Consider the following 17,255-nt stretch of genomic DNA (forward strand, 5'->3'; position numbering starts at 1 on the left):
TTCAGCTCCGTTCCGCCGCGTCGGGTATGACCAGGCGTACGTCGGTGCCGCCGCCGGGTGCGGAGGCGAGGGTCAGGCGGGCGCCGATGAGCAGGGCCCGCTCGCGCATGCCGCGGATGCCGGCCCCCTCCTGGAGCGCACCACCCCGCCCGTCGTCGGTGATGCGCAGCGTCAGGTGGCCGGATCCCGCGGTCAGCGACAGCTCCACACGGGTGGCGCGGGCGTGCCTGGCCACGTTGGTGAGGCTCTCCTGGGCGATCCTGTAGAGGACGAGCTCGACGTCCCCGCTCAGGGCGGGCAGGCCGGGGTCCACCCTGCGGGTGACCGGCACCCCGCTGACCGCCGAGAAGTCGCTGCTCAGCGCGCTCAGCGCGCTCTGCAGCCCGAGATCCTCCAGGACGCCGGGGCGCAGCCGGCGGGCGACCTGCCGTACCTCGTCGAGGCTGGAGCGGACCGTCTCCTGGACGGCGTGCAGCTCCTCGCGGAGGTCATCGGGCGCCCGGTCGGCCGCGCGCTTCAGGCCGAGGAGCACCACGGTGAGGCTCTGGCCGATCTCGTCGTGCAGCTCGCGCGCGATGCGCTGCCGCTCGCCCTCCTGGGCGGCCAGCGCGTACGCGCTGGCCGTGCTGCGCTCCGCCTCGAGCCGGTCCAGCATCGCGTTGAAGGTGTCGATGAGGTGCGTGAGATCGCCGTTGCCGCTGTCGGTGAGCCGGTCGCCGCTCCGCAGCAGGTCGACACGTTGCATCAGCGCGGCGAGCGCGTCGAGCGGGGCCAGGCTGGCGCGCAGCAGCAGCGCGTTCGCGGCGACGATCAGCGCCAGCCCGACCGTCAGGACCGGCACCTCGGCCAGCAGAACCGGTGAGGACACCGTGGCGGGGGAGAGCGCGAGCACGAGCGTGCCGACCGTGAACACCAGCCCGTTGATCACGAACAGCCGCCGGAACAGCGCTCGCGCGGGGGTCCGCGCGCGTGGCGCGGCCCTCGGTCCGTCGCTCTGCCGGTCGGCGTGGTCGCTCATCTCACCAGCCTCGTCGTCGTGGAGTGCGGTTGTCCATGGGGGCGGCCTCCCATCGCCGCGTGTCCCGCCTACAAGTCCTACCCCGCCCCGAATGGGTGCTGGACCTGATGGTGGCGGGGCGGCGGCACCGCCAGACTGGGGTGACAGGCGCCGCACGCAGGAGGGAGACGGGTCGACGCCGAACGGTCGCGGCGCGTGTTCCCGATGCACCGAGCTCCCAAGAACGGAGGAGTCCGCGAAGTGGACATCACCCGCACCACCGTGCCCGGCACCGGGGTCGTGCACCACTGCGTAACCCGGGGAGGACAGCGATTCGGCGTGCTGGTGGACGACGCCGACCGCCGCCGGCTTCTCATTTACGATCCCGCCGACCTCGACGTGCCACTGCAGTGCATCACCATGGAGCACGACGAAGCCGACCAGGTCGCCGAGATCCTGCACAGCCGCCCCATCCCCGACCGGCTCGCCGCCCTCGAACGCCGTTTCGCCGAAATCGCCGGGGAGGCGCCGTGACCGGCCGCCGCCCGGTGGCCCGGGGCGGACCGTCACGCTCGAAGATCTGCGGGGCGGGACTCAGCCGGCCGTCGTGAGCCGGTCGCGCAGGTAGTCCCTCAGCGCCACGGCGTTGTTGTGCTCGGTGTCCTTGGCCGCGTAGAGAAGCGTGACGGGCCCCCTGCGGGCGGCCTCCAGCAGCGGACGCAGGGCGTCCGGGGCGCGGTCCAGCTCCTGGCGGTAGCGGTGGCGGAACTCCTCGAACCGCTCCGGGCGATGGCCGAACCAGCGGCGCAGATCCGGCGAGGGGGCGACGTCGCGGACCCATCCGTCCAGCTTGAGGTCCTCCTTGCGGACGCCGCGCGGCCACATCCCGTCCACGAGGAACACCGCCCCCTTGGTGGGTTCCGCGTCGTACACCCGTCTGATGACGATATCCCCCATAGCCCGTGTCTACCCGTGCCGGCTGTCCCGAAGCGGGCGGGCTGGTGCGGCATATCAGGAAGGTCCGTAATATACGAATCTTCCTGATGTGTTTGTGACGTGGGGGACCGAAGTGACAACAAGCATGACCGGCTTCACCCGCCGCCGCCTTCTGCAGGCGGGCGCCGGAGTCGTTCCCGCCCTGGCGCTGGGCGCGAGCCCCGCGCGGGCGTCCGCGGGTCCGATCGTCAGCGGGGTCGTCCCCGCGGCGCTGGCGGGCTTCGACACCGCGGTGAAGAAGTACATCACCGAGCGCCAGATCAGCTGCGCGCAGCTCGCGGTGGCGCGGAAGGGCAAGATCCTGCTGGCGCGCGGCTACGGCACCTACACCGTCCCCGGCACCTCGGGCACCAGTATGCAGAACAGGATAGCCCGCTACATGCGCGTGCAGCCGACCTCGCTGTTCCGGGTCGCGAGCCTGAGCAAGCACCTCACCGCAGCGGCGATCATGCGGCTGGTCCAGGACGGCAGGCTCAGCCTGTCCGCGCCGGTCACCACGGTGCTGGGCCTGTCGGCCGAGGCCGACCCCCGGCTGGAACAGGTGACCGTGCTCCGCCTGATGCAGCACCTGGGCGGCTGGGACCGCGCCACGTCCAAGGACCAGCTCTGGATCGACCACACGATCTCCGCCACGCTGGACGTCCCGCTGCCGATCGGCCACGCCGACATCATCCGCTACGCCACCGCGCGGCCGCTGGACTTCGACCCCGGCTCGAAGATGGTCTACAGCAACTACGGCTACATGCTGCTCGGCCGGATCATCGAGAAGGTCTCCGGCATGAGCTACGAGTCCTACGTCAAGCAGAAGCTCCTGGCGCCCGTCGGCATCACCCGGATGCGGCTGGGCCGCAGCCTCAGGGCGGAGTCTCCCGTCGGTGAGGTGAACTACTCGTCGAAGTACACCGCCAAGTCGGTGGTGGACACCTCCGGCGCCGTCGTGCCCTACCCCTACGGGGGCTTCAACATGCCCAACCAGGACGCCAACGGCGGCTGGCTGGCCTCCGCCGTCGACATGGTGAAGTTCGCCATGATCTTCGACGCCGCCGGCCCCGTGCTCAACGCGGCCTCGATCGCCAAGATCTTCGCCAAGCCCGAGACCGGGGTCACCGCGGGCGGGTCGTGGTACGGCGGCGGCTGGTGGGTGCGCTCGAACGGCAGCGGGCTCAACACCTGGCACAACGGCTCGATGCCCGGCACGTTCAGCTTCCTGGCCCGGATACAGAACGGCGTCAGCTACTGCGCCGTGTTCAACCGCCGCGAGGAGGAGGGCACGCTCGACTTCGACGCGATCGACCCGCTGCTCGGCAAGGCGACGGGCACCGTGACCGCGTGGCCGACCACCGACCTCACCCCGAACTACTTCTGACGGCGGGGTCCGCGCCGGGGCGAGCCCTCTCCGGCGGCTCCGGTCCCGGCACCCCGGCGACGTGTCCGCAGAGGGCGGGGCCGGAGCAGGCTCCGCCCTCCGGACACGCCGCAGGCCGTCTCGCGGCCGGAACAGGGGATCCCCCCGACGTCCGTCCCGCCCGCCGATCACGTGCCCCGGAGGTCCCCGGAGCTCCGGAACGTCACGGTGCCACGCACGCGAGGTCGATGACCTCCTCGGTCCTGGCCTCCCGCTCGAAGGCGGTGGCGTAGGCCTGTTCACCAAGCGCGCGCCGCACCAGGCGGTCGGCTTCGGCGTGGGCGTCGTGAAACGGCCGCAGGCCGGTGAGCGCCACACCGGTCGTGCGCCGCAACCGGTGCGCGGCGCCGAGCAACTCGGCGGCATGGCCGTGGTGACCGGCGGCGGCGATGGTCCAGGCGAGCCTCTCAAGGCCCCACACGGGTCCCCAGCGATCGTCGATGTCGTGCTGGTGACGCAGGCAGTCGCGGAACAGGGCGGCGGCACGTACGGGGTCGCCGTGCCGCAGCTCCGTGAGACCGAGATCCCACAGCGCCCAGGAGTGGGCCCAGGCCCCGCCGCGTGCTTCGGCGTCGGCCAGGTATTCGCCACAGGCGGCGACCGCGGTGTCCCGGTCCCCGAGGAAGGCGGAGGCCATGGCCCAGAGCATCGTGGCCATGTGGGCGTCACCGGTCGCGCCGGCCCTGAGGAAACGGTCTCTCGCGCCTGCGCCAGCAGGGAGATGGCCCGTGGGTCCCCGTGGACGAGCAGCGCGTGGGCACCCTCGATGTAGGTGACGGCGGCGGGGACATCGTCACCGGGGAGCCGCGAGGCCAGGTGGCGGCAGCGGGCCAGGAGCCCGTCGGCGCCCTGCCTGTCGCCCTGGCAGAGGGCGATCCAGGCGACGAGGGCCACCGCGCCGACCTGGAGCGGGTCCGGCGGGCACGGAGACAGGGCGAGCCCGCGCTCCAGCCAGTGGCGGCCCTCGCCGATGGTGCTGCTGAAGAACCAGCATCGGGTCCGGGTGAGGTTGACGGCGATCTCCAGTCCGGTCTGGGCCTCGCCCGGCTCCGTGGCGCAGAAGTCCAGCGCCGCCCGCAGATTCGGCAGTTCCCGCCGCAGCCGGGACAGCCACTCGACCTCGCGGGGGCTGCACCGGTCGGCCGCGGCCTGTGCGGCCATGCTCCGTTAGTGGTCACGGTGGCGCCGTCGCACCGCGGTGTCCTGACCGAGGTCGACAAGCCGTTGCCTGCCGTACTGGCGGATGGTCTCCAGCAGGCTGTAACGCGTCCGGCCGCCAAGGGTGCTCACGACCAGGATCGACTTGTGCGCCAATCCCGCCAGGACGTCCATGACGTCCTGGCGGTCGATGCCCGTGCCCGAGCACACCGCCTCGGCCGCTTCCAGGTCGAATCCGCCGGAGAAGACCGACAATCGCGCCCACAGTAGCCGCTCGTGCTCGGTGCACAGGTCGTGACTCCAGCTGACGACGCCTCGCAGGGTGCGGTGGTGGCGGGGAGTGCCCTGGGTACCGTTGTCGGCCAGCAGCTGGAACCGGTCGTCGAGCCGGTCGAGGATCTCCTCCGCGGAGAGCGTGCCCAGCCGGACCGCCGCCAGCTCGATCGCCAGAGGGATGCCGTCCAGCCGCCCGCACAACTGCGCGACGACGCCGCAGCTGTGTCGCGTGATCCGGAAGTTCGGAGCCGAGGCCGCGGCGCGGTCGACCGGCAGGGTCACCGCCTCGTAGTGCGTCAACGACGGCCCGGCGTTCTCGCCCGCGGGCCGGGCGGGGTCACCGGCGGTATGGCGAGGGGAGGCACCGGCAGGACGTGCTCACCCTGGACCCCGAGCCGCTGCCTGCTGGTGGCGAGCACGCGCAGACCGGGGACCGCACGCAGGAGTGCGGCCACCAGCGTGGCGGCCGCGTCCACCATGTGCTCGCAGTTGTCCAGCACCAGCCGGGTCTTGCCCACCCCGCCCACACCGGTCAGCGTGACCAGGCGGCCGCTCTCCAGCAGCCGCCCGGCGTCGGCGAGCTGCCGGTCCCTGCCCACGAACGTCGTCATCTCCGCCGGGAGGTTTCCGGACGCCGACGGGCCGTGGCCGGAACCGCCCGCGACGGCGAGCGCGGGATCGCCACCCAGGATCCGCCGATGCAGATCCCGCAGCTCCGCGCCCGGATCGACGCCGAGCTCCTCGACGATGACCTCCCTGACGGAGTGGTAGCACCGCAGGGCCTCGGCCTGGCGTCCCGACCGGTACAGCGCCAGCATCCGCTGCGCCCAGAACCGCTCCCGGAGCGGATGCCCGGCGGTCAGCTTCCGCAACTCGGGAAGCACCTCCTCGTGGCGGCCCAGCGCCAGGTCGGCCTCGATGCGTGACTGGAGCGCGTCCAGCCTGCGCTCGGCCAGCGCGGGCGCGACCTCCCGCCGCAGCGTCTCCGACGGCACGTCCTGCAGGGGTTCCCCCCGCCACAGCCGCAGCGCCTCCCCCAGCAGCGCCGACGCCTGTTCCATGGCGTCCGCCCTCAGCACCTCGAACGGCCCCAGAACCCTGAAATCGAAACCCGGCCTCACCATCTTCACTACGTAATGCAATAACACAGTTTCGTTAAGTAATCGGAGATGTGCGGTCAAGAGGGTCGGGGAAGCGGCAGGCGCTCGGCGTGGCGATCCCCGGCGGGCGCCCGGCGTGGCGCGCCGGAACGGGGTGGGCGAGGTCGGCCGGGGCCGGCGGCACTCCCGAGGGCGCGGTCGGCCGGGAGGCGTCGGCGATGGCGCTGAGTAGTCGTTGAGTGACTGTCGGGTGAGCGGCGGGTGAGCAGCCTGCGGCACGGTGTCCGGTGGCGGCAGGGCGCACACGCCCAGCCGACCGTCACTCGACAGGGAGGGTATTCCATGCTCAAGCGCACAGCCGGAACCATGGCAGCACTGATCACGGCGGTGGTGGTGGCGACCTCGGCCGGTGCCGGCGCGGCCTTCGCCGACGGAGCCTCGTTCTCGCGGGAGCTCACGACCGTGGCGCAGGCCGCGGGCGTCTCGGAGGAGAGGGTCTACTCCATGGCCGTGTCGCTCATGAACGGCGACCCGGAGGACGACTACCGCTTCCCCGACGAGGTATTCGCCGAGGCTCCGCGCTCCTGGGGAGCGGTCGTGGCGTTCGTCAAGAGGTTCTGGCGTCAGATCGTCGACGCGGCCAAGGCCGCGGGGGAATGGGCCTGGTGGAAGGCGGGCCAGTGCGCGACCGGTGCCGTGTCCGAGATCTCGGACAAATTCCATGGGGACCTGAGCGATCCCGAAACGGTGGTGGCCGTGGGCGTCTACGGATGCCTGAAGCGCCTGCGCGGCTGATCGCCTCGCCTCCCGGGCGGCACCCTGATCTCCGGACGAGGGGGCCGCCCGCCGGGCTGGGCCAGGGCGCTCGGCGGAGCGGCGGACGGTGCCGGCGGGGCGGCCGTCGTCGTCCGCCGTACGGATCCTCGTGCCGGGTGGTCGTTTCCCGGTCGTTTCGGTAGCTCCGCCACGCGCCGGCAGAGGTACGTCCTCGACCAGCCGGTCGACCGGCCCTTCTCAAGCACGCTCATAGGTTTTTCGGACCCTTTCCGGCATCGAAAGCCTGCCGGGGCACCGTTGGTCCACGACGGTGACGGGCGCGCCGTCGAACTGGGCTTCAGAATACGAAAGACGCTCGACCGGGAAACTCCAGCCGAGCGCCTCGCTGTGTACTTCTCACCGACAGTAAGTGATCACTGTGTTGCGGCTCCCCGGAAGTATACACTCGAAACGTGAGGGATTTCCTTGCCTTCGGCGATGCCGGAGGGCGGACGCCTGTTACCAGACGCCGTACGAGCAGGCCTTTTCTCCGCTGGCATAATTCTTGATGCAAACGCGAGATCCTGCGTCTGTGCCGTTCCAGTGATACCCGCTCCATCTGGTTTCGGAGATTATCCGGTAAATGTCGCTCACGCGAGTCCAGTTGTACTGGAGGCTGCCATCGCTGTTGTAGCGCTTGCGCTCCAGCCAGCCTTCGCATACCTGAGCGCTGCTGCCGAGATTCCAGCTCCTGAAAGCGCCGCGGACATAGCCGTCGGAAGCTCTCACTTCGGTATAGGCGTCGCAGTAGATTTTATCGGCGCTGGCGGGAGGGAACAGGAGTCTCGCCCATACCTCGCTCTCGCTTCTGTCGGCGGCGGCCGGATTTACTACAACAACTGCGAGAAGGGCTGCGAACGGCAGCGAAAGGCCGGCTCTAACCTTCATGGGTCGTCCCCTATCGCATCGACTAATTTCCAGGAATCGTGTCATCCCAAACTCGGCGCGACAAGATGGGGCAGATGTGATACGGATCACACTATAGGTATTTGGATCATTTCTTTTCGCATCGGGTCCGATCCCTTTCGCAGGCAATGAAAAAAGCCACATCTCTCGGGGAGAATTTGAGGAGTGACTACAAAAAGTGATCACTTGCCGGCGGCGACAAGTATGGAGCTCCTTGGCGGCCCGTGAACCGGGGCACGCTATGGCGAACTCGCTGGTCGCGATGGCGCCGATCCGCGTGGCGCCGATCCGCGTGGCGCCGATCCGCGTGGCGCCGATCCGCGTGGCGCCGATCCGCGTGGCGCCGATCCGCGTGGCGCCGATCCGCGTGGCGCCGATCCGCGTGGCGCCGATCCGCGTGGCGCCGAACCGGACGTGCGGCGGGCGGATGCCGCGAGCAGGGGGCCGGTGATCGCGGGGGCCGGTCCGACGGTGCCGGTGGCAGTGGTCGGAGCCGGCCTCGGCTGCCTCGTTGCTTTCCTCTCGTGGTGAAGGTCAGCGGCGGTAGACGGGTTCCCCGCCGACGAACGTCATGGCGACCCGGGTCCGCCAGATGTCGGCCGGGGGTTCGGCGAACGGGTCGCGGTCCAGGACGACCAGGTCGGCGCGGTTGCCCGGGGTGATCGTGCCGGCGTCGTCGTCGTGGTTGATCCATGCCGAGCCCGCGGTGTAGGCGGTCAGCGCCGTGGCCAGGTCCAGGCTCTGGCCGGGCAGGAACGGGGTCTGCGCCGTCGGGTAGTCCGCGTGCACCGAGCCGCCCGGCTCGGTGCGGTTGACCGCCACGTGCATGCCCTGGATCGGGTCGGCGATGGAGACCGGCCAGTCGCTGCCCGCGCAGAACCGGGTGCCCGCCCGCAGCAGGTCGGCGAACGGGTACTGCCAGGCCGAGCGCTCGTCGCCCAGGAACGGGATCGTCAGCTCGTCCATCTGGGCATGGTGGGTGGCCCACAGCGGCTGCAGGTTGGCCGTCACGCCGAGCGCGGCGAACCGCGGCACGTCGGAGGGCTCGATGATCTGCAGGTGCGCGATGTGGTGCCGGTTGGCCGGGTCGGTCCCCTCGAAGCTGTCCAGCGCCTCGCGGACGGCACGCTCGCCGATCGCGTGGAAGTGCACCTGGAAGCCGTGCCGGTCCAGCTCGGCGACGTACTGCTTCAGCAGGGCGGGGTCCACGTAGGACAGGCCGGTGCCGCCGCAGCGGCAGTAGGGCTCGATCACCGCGGCGGTGAAGTTCTCGGCGATGCCGTCCTGCATGATCTTCACCGAGGTGGCGCGGAACCGCTCAAGGCCCTTGGCGGCCTCGCGGCGCTCCATGAGCTCGGGGATCTGCTCGGCGCCGCGCGTGCGGTCCCACCAGAGCGCGCCCACGACCCGGGCCTTCAGCCGTCCGGAGGCCGCCGCCGCGATGTAGGTGGGCAGCTGGTCGTCGGAGCCCGCGTAGGAGCCGACGATGGCGTCCTGCCAGCCGGTGATGCCCTGGGAGAACAGATGGGCCTGGGCCTCCACCAGCGCGTCGGACAGGTCCCGCGCCGTGGGGCGGGGGGTGAGCAGGCCCACCAGGTCCATCGCGCCCTCGTGCAGCACGCCGCTCGGCGTGCCGTCGGCGTCGCGCTCGATCCGGCCGTCGGCGGGGTCGGGGGTGTCGCGGGTGATCCCGGCGAGCTCCAGCGCCCGGGTGTTGACCCAGGCGGCGTGGTGGTCGCGCTGGATCAGGTAGACCGGACGGTCGAGGAAGTCGAGCTGGGAGCGGTGCGGCAGACCGCCGGGGAAGGCGGCCATGTCCCAGCCGCCGCCGTCGATCCACTCGTGACCGGGGTGCGCCCGGGCGTAGGCGCCGATCCGCTCCAGATACTCCGGCAGGCCGTAGACCTCGGCCAGGTCGCACTTGGCCCGTTCCAGACCGGCCTGGACCGGGTGGATGTGGGAGTCGGTGAAGCCGGGGGTCAGCAGGCCGCCGTCCAGGTCGACGGTCTCGTGGCCGGGGGCCGCCCGCCGTACGACGTCGGAGTCGGCGCCCACGGCGGCGATCCGGCCGTCGCGGACCAGCACCGCCTCGGCGAAGGCGTCGGCGGCGAGGAAGGCCCGCCCGCCCCGGAACAGGATGTCACTCACTCGGTCACCATAGAGGTGTCGTGCGGGCAGGTCATGGCGCTCTCCTCAGCGTCCGGTGATGGTGTCGGCGACGCGTGCCAGGACGGAGGTGCGGCCGAGACCGGCCTTCTCCCTCGCGTCGGCCCGCCGGTACAGGTCGTACATGGTGTGCACGCCGATCCATCGCAGCGGTTCCACCTCCCAGCCTCGCACCTTGCGGTCCACCCAGGGCAGCGTGGCCAGCTCCGTGTCCTCGCGCAGGATCAGGTCGCGCAGGGTGCGGCCGGCCAGGTTGGCGGTGGTCACCCCGTGCCCGGTGTAGCCGCCCGCCCAGCCGACCCCGGTGACCGGGTCGACGTGCACGGTGGCGCACCAGTCGCGGGGCACGCCCAGCACCCCGGACCAGGCGTGCGCCACCCTGGAGGCCCTCAGCGCGGGGAACATGCCGGTCAGCAGCTCCCACAGCGCCTCGACGGTCCACTCGTGGGTGTGGCCCCTGTCGTCCACGCGGGAGCCGTACAGGTAGGGCTTGCCGCGCCCGCCGAACGCGATGCGGCCGTCCGCGGTGCGCTGGGCGTACATGTAGTAGTGGGCCATGTCGCCGAGCAGCTCGCAGCTCTCCCAGCCGATCGCGTCCCACAGGTCGCCCAGCGGCTCGGTGACGATCATCGAGCTGTTCATCGGCAGCCAGGCCCGGTGGTACTGCTTCAGCTCGGAGGTGAAGCCCTCGGTGGCGCGGATGACGTAGTCGGCGCGGACCGTGCCGTACGGCGTGCGGGCCTCGCGCGGGACGATCTCGGTGACGGGGGTGCGCTCGAAGATCTCCACCCCCAGGTCGCGTACGGTCCGCGCCAGGCCGCGGACCAGCTTGGCGGGCTGGATCCGGGCGCAGTGCGGGCTCCAGATCGCGTTGACCGCCCCGTCGACCCTCAGCCGGCTCTCCCGCTCGGCCGCGTCCAGCAGCCGCACGTCATCCTCGGTCCAGCCCCAGTGGCGCTCGTGGGCGAGCAGCTGGTGCAGCCGCCGGTCCTGGGCGGCGTTGGTGGCGACCGTGGTGACGCCGCCCTTGACGATGTCGGCGTCGATGCCCTCGTCCTCGGCGACCGCGATGACCTCGTCGATCGTGTCGAACATGATCCGCTGGAGCCGCTTGGCCGCGTCCACGCCGTGGGTCCGCGCGTAGCGCTCGGGGGTGCCCGCCAGCTCGCCCACCAGCCAGCCGCCGTTGCGCCCGGACGCGCCGTACCCGGCGAACTCCTTCTCCAGCACCACGACCCGCAGGCTCGGGCTGGCCTTCTTCAGGTAGTAGGCGGTCCACAGGCCGGTGTAGCCGGCGCCGACGATCACCACGTCGGCGTCGCGGTCGCCGGCGAGGGGCTCGCCGGCCGTGGGGATGCCGAGGGAGCGGTACCAGAAGGAGACATCTCCATTGACGAAGTCCCCAGCCAGGGGAACACGCGTGCTCATGGCCTCATATCCTGCTATATCCGTCAATTAGGACGCACCTTCCGACGGAAACCGTTGTAGAACCGCATCATGAGTGATCTTCTTCGACGTAACGGCGCGCTCACTCCTGTGTAGCAGTCATGTAACAGGACTCCGTCAGGCTGTCCTCGACGGAGGGAGCGTTCTGATGGGGTTTCTGAGGATTCGCACGACGGTGGACGAGCGGCCGGGACGGCTGGCCTCGCTGGCGGCCGCGCTCGCGGAGAAGGGCGGCAACATCCTGGGCATGAGCGTCCAGTCCGACACGGACGGCACCGTGGACGAGTTCGTGGCGGAGATCCCCGCCGGTCCCGAGGTCGTCCGCGAGGCGCTGGAGGCGGCCGGCGGACGCCGGGTCAAGGTCGTCGCCGCCACCGCCCACCAGCTCACCGACGAGCCCACCCGCGCCCTCCTGCTCGCCTCCCGCCTGCGCGCGATGCCCTGGCGCCTGCCCGAGCTGCTGGGGGAGCTGCTGCGCGCCGACGACTCCCGCTGGGTCTACGGTTCAGACATGAGCGACCTGCCCGACCCGACGCTGCTGACCGTGCCGGTGGCCCCGCGCCGCGCCATCCGGGTGCGCCGGGCGGATCTGCCCTTCACCCTGACCGAGGCCGCCAGGGCCGCCTCCTTCGTACGGCTGGCGCAGCCCCCGCCCCACCAGCCGGCGGGGACCGAGCGGGCCGTCAGGCTCTCCGACGGCGCCGAGACCCAGGTCCGCCCGCTCACGCCGCTCTACCGCGAGGCGGTCCGCGACCTGCACGACCGCTGCTCGCCCGAGGCGCGCCGGTTCCGCTACTTCACCTCCATGCCCATGCTGCCGCCCCGCGTCTTCGACCGGCTCTGCGACCGCACCCGCGGCCACTCGCTGGTCGCCGGGCACGACGGCCAGGTGGTCGCGCTGGCCAACCTGATGTTCACCCCCGACCCCGGCATCGCCGAGATGGCCTTCCTGGTCGAGGACCGCTGGCAGGGCAGGGGACTGGGCGCGGCGCTGGCCAGGATGATCGTCGGGGAGGCCCGCGACCTGGGCTTCGCCGAGGTCAAGGCCACCCTCCTGTCCGACAACGTGCGCATGCGCAGGCTCCTGGTCTCGCTCGGCGCGACCATGAGCTACACCGAGGACCCCGGCGTGGTGGAAGCCAGGCTGGCCGTGGGCGTGATGGCGACGGCATCCCCGAGTTGAACCCATCACCGGGCCCGACCGGTTCGAGATCACTCAGGGGCCCCGGACCGGAGAGGCCGCATTCCGGGGCGGTCCGCCGCGGCGGCCCGCCCCGGAAGATCTCCCGGCGTTCCCCGGGGTGTCCGCCGGTCCGAAGACGATCCACCGGGTTCCGGGGGTGACGTGCCCGTCGCGGGGGTGATCCGCCGGTCCGCGTCCGGGACGCCGGTCCGGGGGCCCTACCCGTCGTGCGGGCCCGGGTCCGGAGGCGCGCCCATGGCGTCCAGCCGGCGCTCGATCCGGTCCAGGCTCTCCTGGATCCGCTCCAGCTTCGCGCCGGTCGAGGGCCCGAGACCGTAGAAGCCCTCCTCCGTGGTCAGGGGCCGGTCGGGGCCGCGCGGCCCGATGAGCGTGATCACCTGGGCGCGTACGGCCTCCAGCCGGGCGCCCTGCTTGGTGAGCGCCTGGGCCGCCACGCCCTCACCCTCGCGGATCAGGCCGAGCAGGATGTGCTCGGTGCCGATGTAGCTGTGGTGCAGGTTGAGGGCCTCCCGCAGGGACAGCTCCAGCACCTTCTTGGCGCGCGGGGTGAACGGGATGTGGCCGGGCGGGATCTCGCCGCCCTGGCCGATGATCTCCTCGACGTCGCTGCGCACCTGCGCGCTGCCGATGCCCGAGGCCTGCAGCGCGCGGCCGGCGACGCCGTCCTCCTCAGTGAGCAGGCCGAGCAGGATGTGCTCGGTGCCGATGTGGTTGTGGCCGAGCCGCCGGGCCTCTTCCTGGGCCAGAACCACGACACGGCGGGCACGGTCTGTGAAGCGCTCGAACACGAGTGGCCTCCGTGGGGGTGCCGAGTTCCTAACACCCACTATGCGGCAGGTTTCGCGGTAAGGGGGGCATAGTGATGCAGAATCCTTTTTCGCCCTCCGTGGACATGCGGGCGGCCTCAGCCGAGGTCGTCGATCGCGGTCGCCGCCTGGCGGACATCGGCCACCGGGAGGGCGTCGAAGTCCCCCGCCCGGATCCCGACGCGTCCGAGGCCGGGCGTGCGGGCGCTCACGCGTCCTGCCCGGCGGTGCGCGCGGAGTCCAGGAACGCGGAGATCTGGGCGGCGCCGGTGCGCTCCAGCCAGGTGCGGAAGTCCATCGCGGCGGGGTGGATCCGCCGGGTGGCGGCGATGTCCGCGCGGTAGCCGCGCTCGTTGAGCCACTGGTTGGCGTAGGCGAAGTCCTCGCTGAGGCCCCGGATCGCCTCGATCGGGATCTGGACGTAGGGCAGCGGGATCCCGAGCGCCGTCCCGATGGCCTCGGCGACCTGGACCGGTGTGAGCTCGTCGGCGGCCAGGGAGACCGCCCGGCCGATCCATTCCTCCGGCTGGCCGAAGGCCGACGCGGTGACGGCGCCGACATCGTCGACGGCCATGAGCTGCTGGGCGGTGTCCGGTGCGATCCCGGTGGACAGGGTCCCGTTCCGCAGCGCGTAGCCGCCGGTGAAGTTCTCCATGAAGGAGGCCGGCCGCAGGATCGTCGCGGGCAGGCCGAGCTCGGCGATGTGCTGTTCGATCCGCCACTTGCTGGCCAGGTTCACCGGCACCTTCTCGCTGAGGTGGCGGTCCGCGCCGGCGACCGAGGTGAACACCAGGTGCCCGACACCGGCGGCGTGCGCGGCCTCGGCGACGTTCACGCCCCAGCGCACCTCATCCTCGGTGGTGAAGTCCGGTGCGGTGCCGGGCGAGCCGACCGTGGGCTGGACGCTGAACAGCCCCCAAGCGCCCTCGGCCGCGGCGGTCAGGGAATCGAGGTCCTCCATCTGTGCCCGCACCACCTGCGCGCCGGCCCTCGCCAGTGCCTGGGCCTGTGCCCCGTCCGGGTCACGGGTGAGCGCGCGCACCCGCCAGCCGTCGCGGAGCAGGTGTCGCGTCACGGTCCTGCCCTGCAGGCCGGTCGCTCCCACCACCACGACGGTCTTGTTCGTCGACGTCACTGTCTCTCCCTCACGGATACGCGGAACAGGAGCCGTCCTCTAAGTGGGGTGGCCCTCCGGTTGTCGTCCGCTACGATATGGAAGACCACCCCACTTATCAAGTCGTCAGGAGTCGCCGTGTCCAAGGAGCCCGTTGCGCCGCCCCGGCAGCGGATGCGCGCCGACGCCCGCCGCAACTTCGACCGGATCGTCGCCGCCGCCGGGGTCCTCATCGCCGAGCGCGGCGCTGACGCCTCCCTGGAGGAGGTCGCCCGCCAGGCCGGGGTCGGCTCGGCCACCCTGCACCGGCACTTCCCCTCCCGGCGGGCACTCCTGGAGGCGGTCTTCAAAGACCGGGTGGAGGCGCTCTGTGCCAGGGCCGACGACCTGCTCTCCGCTCCCGATCCGGGAGAGGCGCTGTTCACCTGGCTCCGCGCCGTCGGCGCGCACGCGGTGGCCAACCGGGGTCTGGGCGCGTCGCTGATGCGCGGTGGCGATCCGACGCTGGGCGGCACCTGCCACGACATGGTCGTCAACGCCGGCGATGCTCTCCTCGCGCGTGCCCGGGCGGCGAACGCCGTGCGCCCCGAGATCGCCGTCACCCATCTGCTGAAGCTCGTCAGTGCCATCTCCCTGGCGACCGAGCAGGAGCCCGACGGCCCCGCCGAAGCCGACCGCCTGCTGGCGATCGCCATCGACGGCATCCGCGCACACTGAACCCGGATCTCGCAAGCGAGCGATTTCGGGAGAAGATCCACAGCCCCGCCCGCGCTGGACGGGGCCGGGACGGGGCCGGGACGGCCGGCCTCCGCGCCGGACGCCGCTCCGCCCGACCGGCCGTCCCCGGCCTCCGTCCCGCCTGTCGGACCGGGCGACCGGCCGACCGCTCCGGCCGTCGGACCAGGCGGGCGGGATAATTCTTACATTTACATGTGAGATTAATGCCGTATATCTACCCTGCACCGCCATGGCGTGCGTAAGGTCGCCGCATGACGATCGACGCCTTCATCGACGCGCTCCCCAAGGTCGAACTCCATGTCCACCTGATCGGCTCCGCCTCGGTCCCCACCGTGCTGGAGCTCTCCCGGCGCCACCCCGGCAGCCGGGTGCCCGTCACCGAGGAGGAGCTGCGCGACTTCTACGCCTTCCGTGACTTCCCGCACTTCGCCGAGGTCTACGGGGCGGTCAACGCCCTGGTCCGCACCCCCGAGGACGTGGCGACGCTGGTGCTCGGCCTGACCCGGGACCTGGCGGCGCAGAACGCGCGCTACGTCGAGCTGACGGTCACTCCCTACTCCCACCACGTCGTCGGCATGCCGATGCGCGAGGTCACCGAGGCGCTCGACCTGGCCGCCCGGCGCTCCGCCGGCGAGCACGGCGTCCGGGTCGGCTACATCTTCGACATCCCCGGCGAGTACGGAGCCGAGGCGGCCCGGGTGACCCTGGACCACGCCCTGCAAGAACCTCCCCAGGCATTGGTAGGTTTCGGCATGGGGGGTATCGAGCAGGAACGCCCGCACCACCGGGACGCCTTCAGGGACGCCTTCCGCGCCGCCACCGCCGCCGGGCTGCGCAGCCTCCCGCACGCGGGTGAGATGAGCGGCCCGGAGACCATCTGGGAGGCACTCGACGGCCTGGGCGCCGAACGGATCGGCCACGGCATCGCCTGCATGGACGACCCCCGGCTGGTCGCCCATCTCCGCGACAACCAGATCCCCCTGGAGGTCTGCCCCACCTCCAACGTCTGCACCGGCCAGGTCGCCCACATCAGCGAACACCCCCTCCCGCGCATGCTGGAGGAGGGCCTGTTCGTCACCCTGAACAGCGACGACCCGCCCATGTTCGCCACCACCCTGAGCGACGAGTACCGGATCGCCGCCGGCGTCTTCGGCCTGGACCGGCGGGCGCTGGCGGGACTGGCCCGCAACGCCGTCAACGCCTCCTGCCTGGACGCGGCGGGCAGGAGGGAGATCCTCGCCGAGATCGACGCGCTGGCCGAGGCCCCCGCAACGTCCTGACCCCCGCCGTGCGCACAGGCTCGGCGGGGGTCAGCGGGGCGGCGGACCGGGGAACTCAGGGGGAGGAGAGCCGTCCCAGGGACGACGGGATCTTCGAGGCGGACGCCCTGTCCAGCAGGAACAACGTCCGCTGGCGGCCGCGGGCGCCCGCCGCGGGCACCTGCATCGGCCCCGAGTCCGACAGCGCCAGCCGTACGGCTCCCGCCTTCTCCTCGCCGGCGGCGATCAGCCACACCTCGCGCGCCCCCTGGATGACCGGGAGCGTGAGCGAGATGCGGGTGGGCGGAGGCTTCGGGGAACCGTGCACCGCGACCACCGGGCGCGTCTCGTACAGCGCGGGCATGCCCGGGAACAGCGACGCCACATGGCCGTCCGGGCCCATCCCCAGCATCATGACGTCGAACGACGGCGCCGGACCGTGGTCCTCGGGACGCGCGGCCCTGCGGAGCTCGTCGGCGTAGGCCGCGGCCGACTCCTCGGCGGTCATGCCCGAGTCGGGGCCGCGCATCACGTGGACGCGGGCGGGGTCGACGTCGACGTGGTCGAGGAGGGCCTGGCGGGCGCCGGTCTCGTTGCGCTCGGGATGCCCGGAGGGCAGGAAGCGCTCGTCACCCCACCAGATGTCCAGGTTGCGCCAGTCGATGGCGTCGCGGGCCGGGCTGGCGGCGATCTCCGCCAGGGTGGCGATGCCGACGGTGCCGCCGGTCAGCACCAGCGAGGCCGAGCCCTTGCCCGACTGCACGTCGACGGTGCGGGTGATCACCCGGGCGGCGACGGCCTTGGCCAGCATGTCGGCGTCACGATGGATGATCACGTTGGGAACGCTCACGGGACTTCTCTTTCAACG

General features: G+C 71.6%; 18 protein-coding genes and 1 pseudogene. 8 read left to right on the forward strand and 11 right to left on the reverse strand.

Features of this window, described 5'->3' with window-relative positions; translation table 11 throughout:
- Window position 1: 1 nt before the first annotated feature.
- Window positions 2–1,018: a sensor histidine kinase gene (locus tag BM085_RS14015; RefSeq protein ID WP_093887441.1), complete on the reverse strand. Its 1,017-nt coding sequence runs from the start codon at window positions 1,016–1,018 to the stop codon at window positions 2–4.
- Between the two features lie 240 nt (window positions 1,019–1,258).
- Between BM085_RS14015 and BM085_RS14020 the strand changes: the two genes are divergently transcribed.
- Window positions 1,259–1,531, forward strand: coding sequence for a cation:proton antiporter regulatory subunit (locus BM085_RS14020; protein ID WP_093887442.1), 273 nt, complete (start codon window positions 1,259–1,261; stop codon window positions 1,529–1,531).
- A gap of 60 nt (window positions 1,532–1,591) precedes the next feature.
- Here BM085_RS14020 and BM085_RS14025 read toward each other — a convergent pair whose 3' ends face one another.
- Window positions 1,592–1,954, reverse strand: a complete 363-nt coding sequence (locus tag BM085_RS14025; protein WP_093887443.1) for a DUF488 domain-containing protein — start codon at window positions 1,952–1,954, stop codon at window positions 1,592–1,594.
- A 124-nt stretch (window positions 1,955–2,078) separates the two neighbouring features.
- Here BM085_RS14025 and BM085_RS14030 point away from each other — a divergent pair, with 124 nt between their 5' ends.
- Window positions 2,079–3,359, forward strand: a complete 1,281-nt coding sequence (locus BM085_RS14030) for a serine hydrolase domain-containing protein (protein ID WP_177245102.1) — start codon at window positions 2,079–2,081, stop codon at window positions 3,357–3,359.
- A gap of 202 nt (window positions 3,360–3,561) precedes the next feature.
- On the opposite strand, the gene BM085_RS14035 is transcribed toward BM085_RS14030, so the two are convergent.
- Complete coding sequence (locus BM085_RS14035) at window positions 3,562–4,056, reverse strand: hypothetical protein (RefSeq protein ID WP_093887445.1); 495 nt, start codon at window positions 4,054–4,056, stop codon at window positions 3,562–3,564.
- 114 nt (window positions 4,057–4,170) lie between these two features.
- On the opposite strand from BM085_RS14035, the gene BM085_RS42980 reads away from it, so the two are divergent.
- Window positions 4,171–4,569, forward strand: coding sequence for a hypothetical protein (locus tag BM085_RS42980; protein ID WP_143120915.1), 399 nt, complete (start codon window positions 4,171–4,173; stop codon window positions 4,567–4,569).
- On the opposite strand, the gene BM085_RS14045 is transcribed toward BM085_RS42980, so the two are convergent.
- Both BM085_RS14045 and BM085_RS44385 read right to left on the reverse strand, forming a co-directional pair.
- Window positions 4,566–5,132 carry an ATP-binding protein gene (locus BM085_RS14045; RefSeq protein WP_093887447.1) on the reverse strand — a complete coding sequence of 189 codons (567 nt, stop codon included), beginning with the start codon at window positions 5,130–5,132 and terminating at the stop codon, window positions 4,566–4,568. The two genes, BM085_RS42980 and BM085_RS14045, sit on opposite strands and share 4 nt — an antisense overlap.
- A complete protein-coding gene (locus BM085_RS44385; protein ID WP_245789329.1) occupies window positions 5,129–5,956 on the reverse strand; it encodes an AfsR/SARP family transcriptional regulator in 828 nt (275 codons plus the stop codon). The genes BM085_RS14045 and BM085_RS44385 overlap by 4 nt, the downstream gene beginning before the upstream one ends.
- Window positions 5,957–6,274: 318 nt before the next feature.
- Between BM085_RS44385 and BM085_RS44390 the strand changes: the two genes are divergently transcribed.
- Window positions 6,275–6,727 carry a hypothetical protein gene (locus tag BM085_RS44390; RefSeq protein ID WP_093887449.1) on the forward strand — a complete coding sequence of 151 codons (453 nt, stop codon included), beginning with the start codon at window positions 6,275–6,277 and terminating at the stop codon, window positions 6,725–6,727.
- 480 nt (window positions 6,728–7,207) lie between these two features.
- On the opposite strand, the gene BM085_RS42990 is transcribed toward BM085_RS44390, so the two are convergent.
- On the reverse strand, window positions 7,208–7,636 hold the full coding sequence (locus tag BM085_RS42990) for a hypothetical protein (protein ID WP_143120917.1): 429 nt from the start codon (window positions 7,634–7,636) through the stop codon (window positions 7,208–7,210).
- A 259-nt stretch (window positions 7,637–7,895) separates the two neighbouring features.
- Between BM085_RS42990 and BM085_RS14060 the strand changes: the two genes are divergently transcribed.
- On the forward strand, window positions 7,896–8,105 hold the full coding sequence (locus BM085_RS14060) for a hypothetical protein (RefSeq protein WP_093887450.1): 210 nt from the start codon (window positions 7,896–7,898) through the stop codon (window positions 8,103–8,105).
- 83 nt (window positions 8,106–8,188) lie between these two features.
- Here the strand turns inward: BM085_RS14060 and BM085_RS14065 are convergent, their stop codons facing one another.
- Entirely contained in the window at window positions 8,189–9,802 is a 1,614-nt protein-coding gene (locus BM085_RS14065) for an amidohydrolase (RefSeq protein ID WP_093887451.1), read from the reverse strand.
- Window positions 9,803–9,847: 45 nt separating this feature from the next.
- Window positions 9,848–11,248, reverse strand: a complete 1,401-nt coding sequence (locus tag BM085_RS14070; protein ID WP_093887452.1) for an NAD(P)/FAD-dependent oxidoreductase — start codon at window positions 11,246–11,248, stop codon at window positions 9,848–9,850.
- 166 nt (window positions 11,249–11,414) lie between these two features.
- Here BM085_RS14070 and BM085_RS14075 point away from each other — a divergent pair, with 166 nt between their 5' ends.
- Window positions 11,415–12,449, forward strand: a complete 1,035-nt coding sequence (locus BM085_RS14075; RefSeq protein WP_031167152.1) for a GNAT family N-acetyltransferase — start codon at window positions 11,415–11,417, stop codon at window positions 12,447–12,449.
- 269 nt (window positions 12,450–12,718) lie between these two features.
- On the opposite strand, the pseudogene BM085_RS14080 reads toward BM085_RS14075, so the two are convergent.
- Window positions 12,719–13,258 (reverse strand): annotated as a pseudogene (locus tag BM085_RS14080) (Clp protease N-terminal domain-containing protein); the annotation flags it as partial.
- Window positions 13,259–13,484: 226 nt separating this feature from the next.
- Entirely contained in the window at window positions 13,485–14,411 is a 927-nt protein-coding gene (locus BM085_RS14085) for an NmrA/HSCARG family protein (protein WP_093887454.1), read from the reverse strand.
- 117 nt (window positions 14,412–14,528) lie between these two features.
- Here BM085_RS14085 and BM085_RS14090 point away from each other — a divergent pair, with 117 nt between their 5' ends.
- Complete coding sequence (locus BM085_RS14090; protein WP_245789311.1) at window positions 14,529–15,107, forward strand: TetR/AcrR family transcriptional regulator; 579 nt, start codon at window positions 14,529–14,531, stop codon at window positions 15,105–15,107.
- A 272-nt stretch (window positions 15,108–15,379) separates the two neighbouring features.
- Window positions 15,380–16,408, forward strand: coding sequence for an adenosine deaminase (gene add, locus BM085_RS14095; protein WP_093887456.1), 1,029 nt, complete (start codon window positions 15,380–15,382; stop codon window positions 16,406–16,408).
- 55 nt (window positions 16,409–16,463) lie between these two features.
- Here the strand turns inward: add and pgl are convergent, their stop codons facing one another.
- Complete coding sequence (gene pgl, locus BM085_RS14100; protein ID WP_093887457.1) at window positions 16,464–17,237, reverse strand: 6-phosphogluconolactonase; 774 nt, start codon at window positions 17,235–17,237, stop codon at window positions 16,464–16,466.
- Window positions 17,238–17,255: the final 18 nt, after the last annotated feature.

It is taken from the genome of Streptosporangium canum, from assembly GCF_900113865.1.
GTDB classification, from domain to species: Bacteria; Actinomycetota; Actinomycetes; order Streptosporangiales; family Streptosporangiaceae; genus Streptosporangium; species Streptosporangium canum.

Excerpts from the sequence above, each read along its gene's own strand:
- BM085_RS14025 (WP_093887443.1), bottom strand. The coding sequence starts at position 1,954 with ATGGGGGATATCGTCATCAGACGGGTGTACGACGCGGAACCCACCAAG.
- add (WP_093887456.1), top strand. The coding sequence starts at position 15,380 with ATGACGATCGACGCCTTCATCGACGCGCTCCCCAAGGTCGAACTCCAT.
- BM085_RS14030 (WP_177245102.1), top strand. The coding sequence starts at position 2,079 with ATGACCGGCTTCACCCGCCGCCGCCTTCTGCAGGCGGGCGCCGGAGTC.
- BM085_RS14015 (WP_093887441.1), bottom strand. The coding sequence starts at position 1,018 with ATGAGCGACCACGCCGACCGGCAGAGCGACGGACCGAGGGCCGCGCCA.
- BM085_RS14070 (WP_093887452.1), bottom strand. The coding sequence starts at position 11,248 with ATGAGCACGCGTGTTCCCCTGGCTGGGGACTTCGTCAATGGAGATGTC.
- BM085_RS44385 (WP_245789329.1), bottom strand. The coding sequence starts at position 5,956 with ATGGTGAGGCCGGGTTTCGATTTCAGGGTTCTGGGGCCGTTCGAGGTG.
- BM085_RS14035 (WP_093887445.1), bottom strand. The coding sequence starts at position 4,056 with ATGGCCACGATGCTCTGGGCCATGGCCTCCGCCTTCCTCGGGGACCGG.
- BM085_RS42990 (WP_143120917.1), bottom strand. The coding sequence starts at position 7,636 with ATGAAGGTTAGAGCCGGCCTTTCGCTGCCGTTCGCAGCCCTTCTCGCA.
- BM085_RS14060 (WP_093887450.1), top strand. The coding sequence starts at position 7,896 with ATGGCGAACTCGCTGGTCGCGATGGCGCCGATCCGCGTGGCGCCGATC.
- BM085_RS14075 (WP_031167152.1), top strand. The coding sequence starts at position 11,415 with ATGGGGTTTCTGAGGATTCGCACGACGGTGGACGAGCGGCCGGGACGG.
- BM085_RS44390 (WP_093887449.1), top strand. The coding sequence starts at position 6,275 with ATGCTCAAGCGCACAGCCGGAACCATGGCAGCACTGATCACGGCGGTG.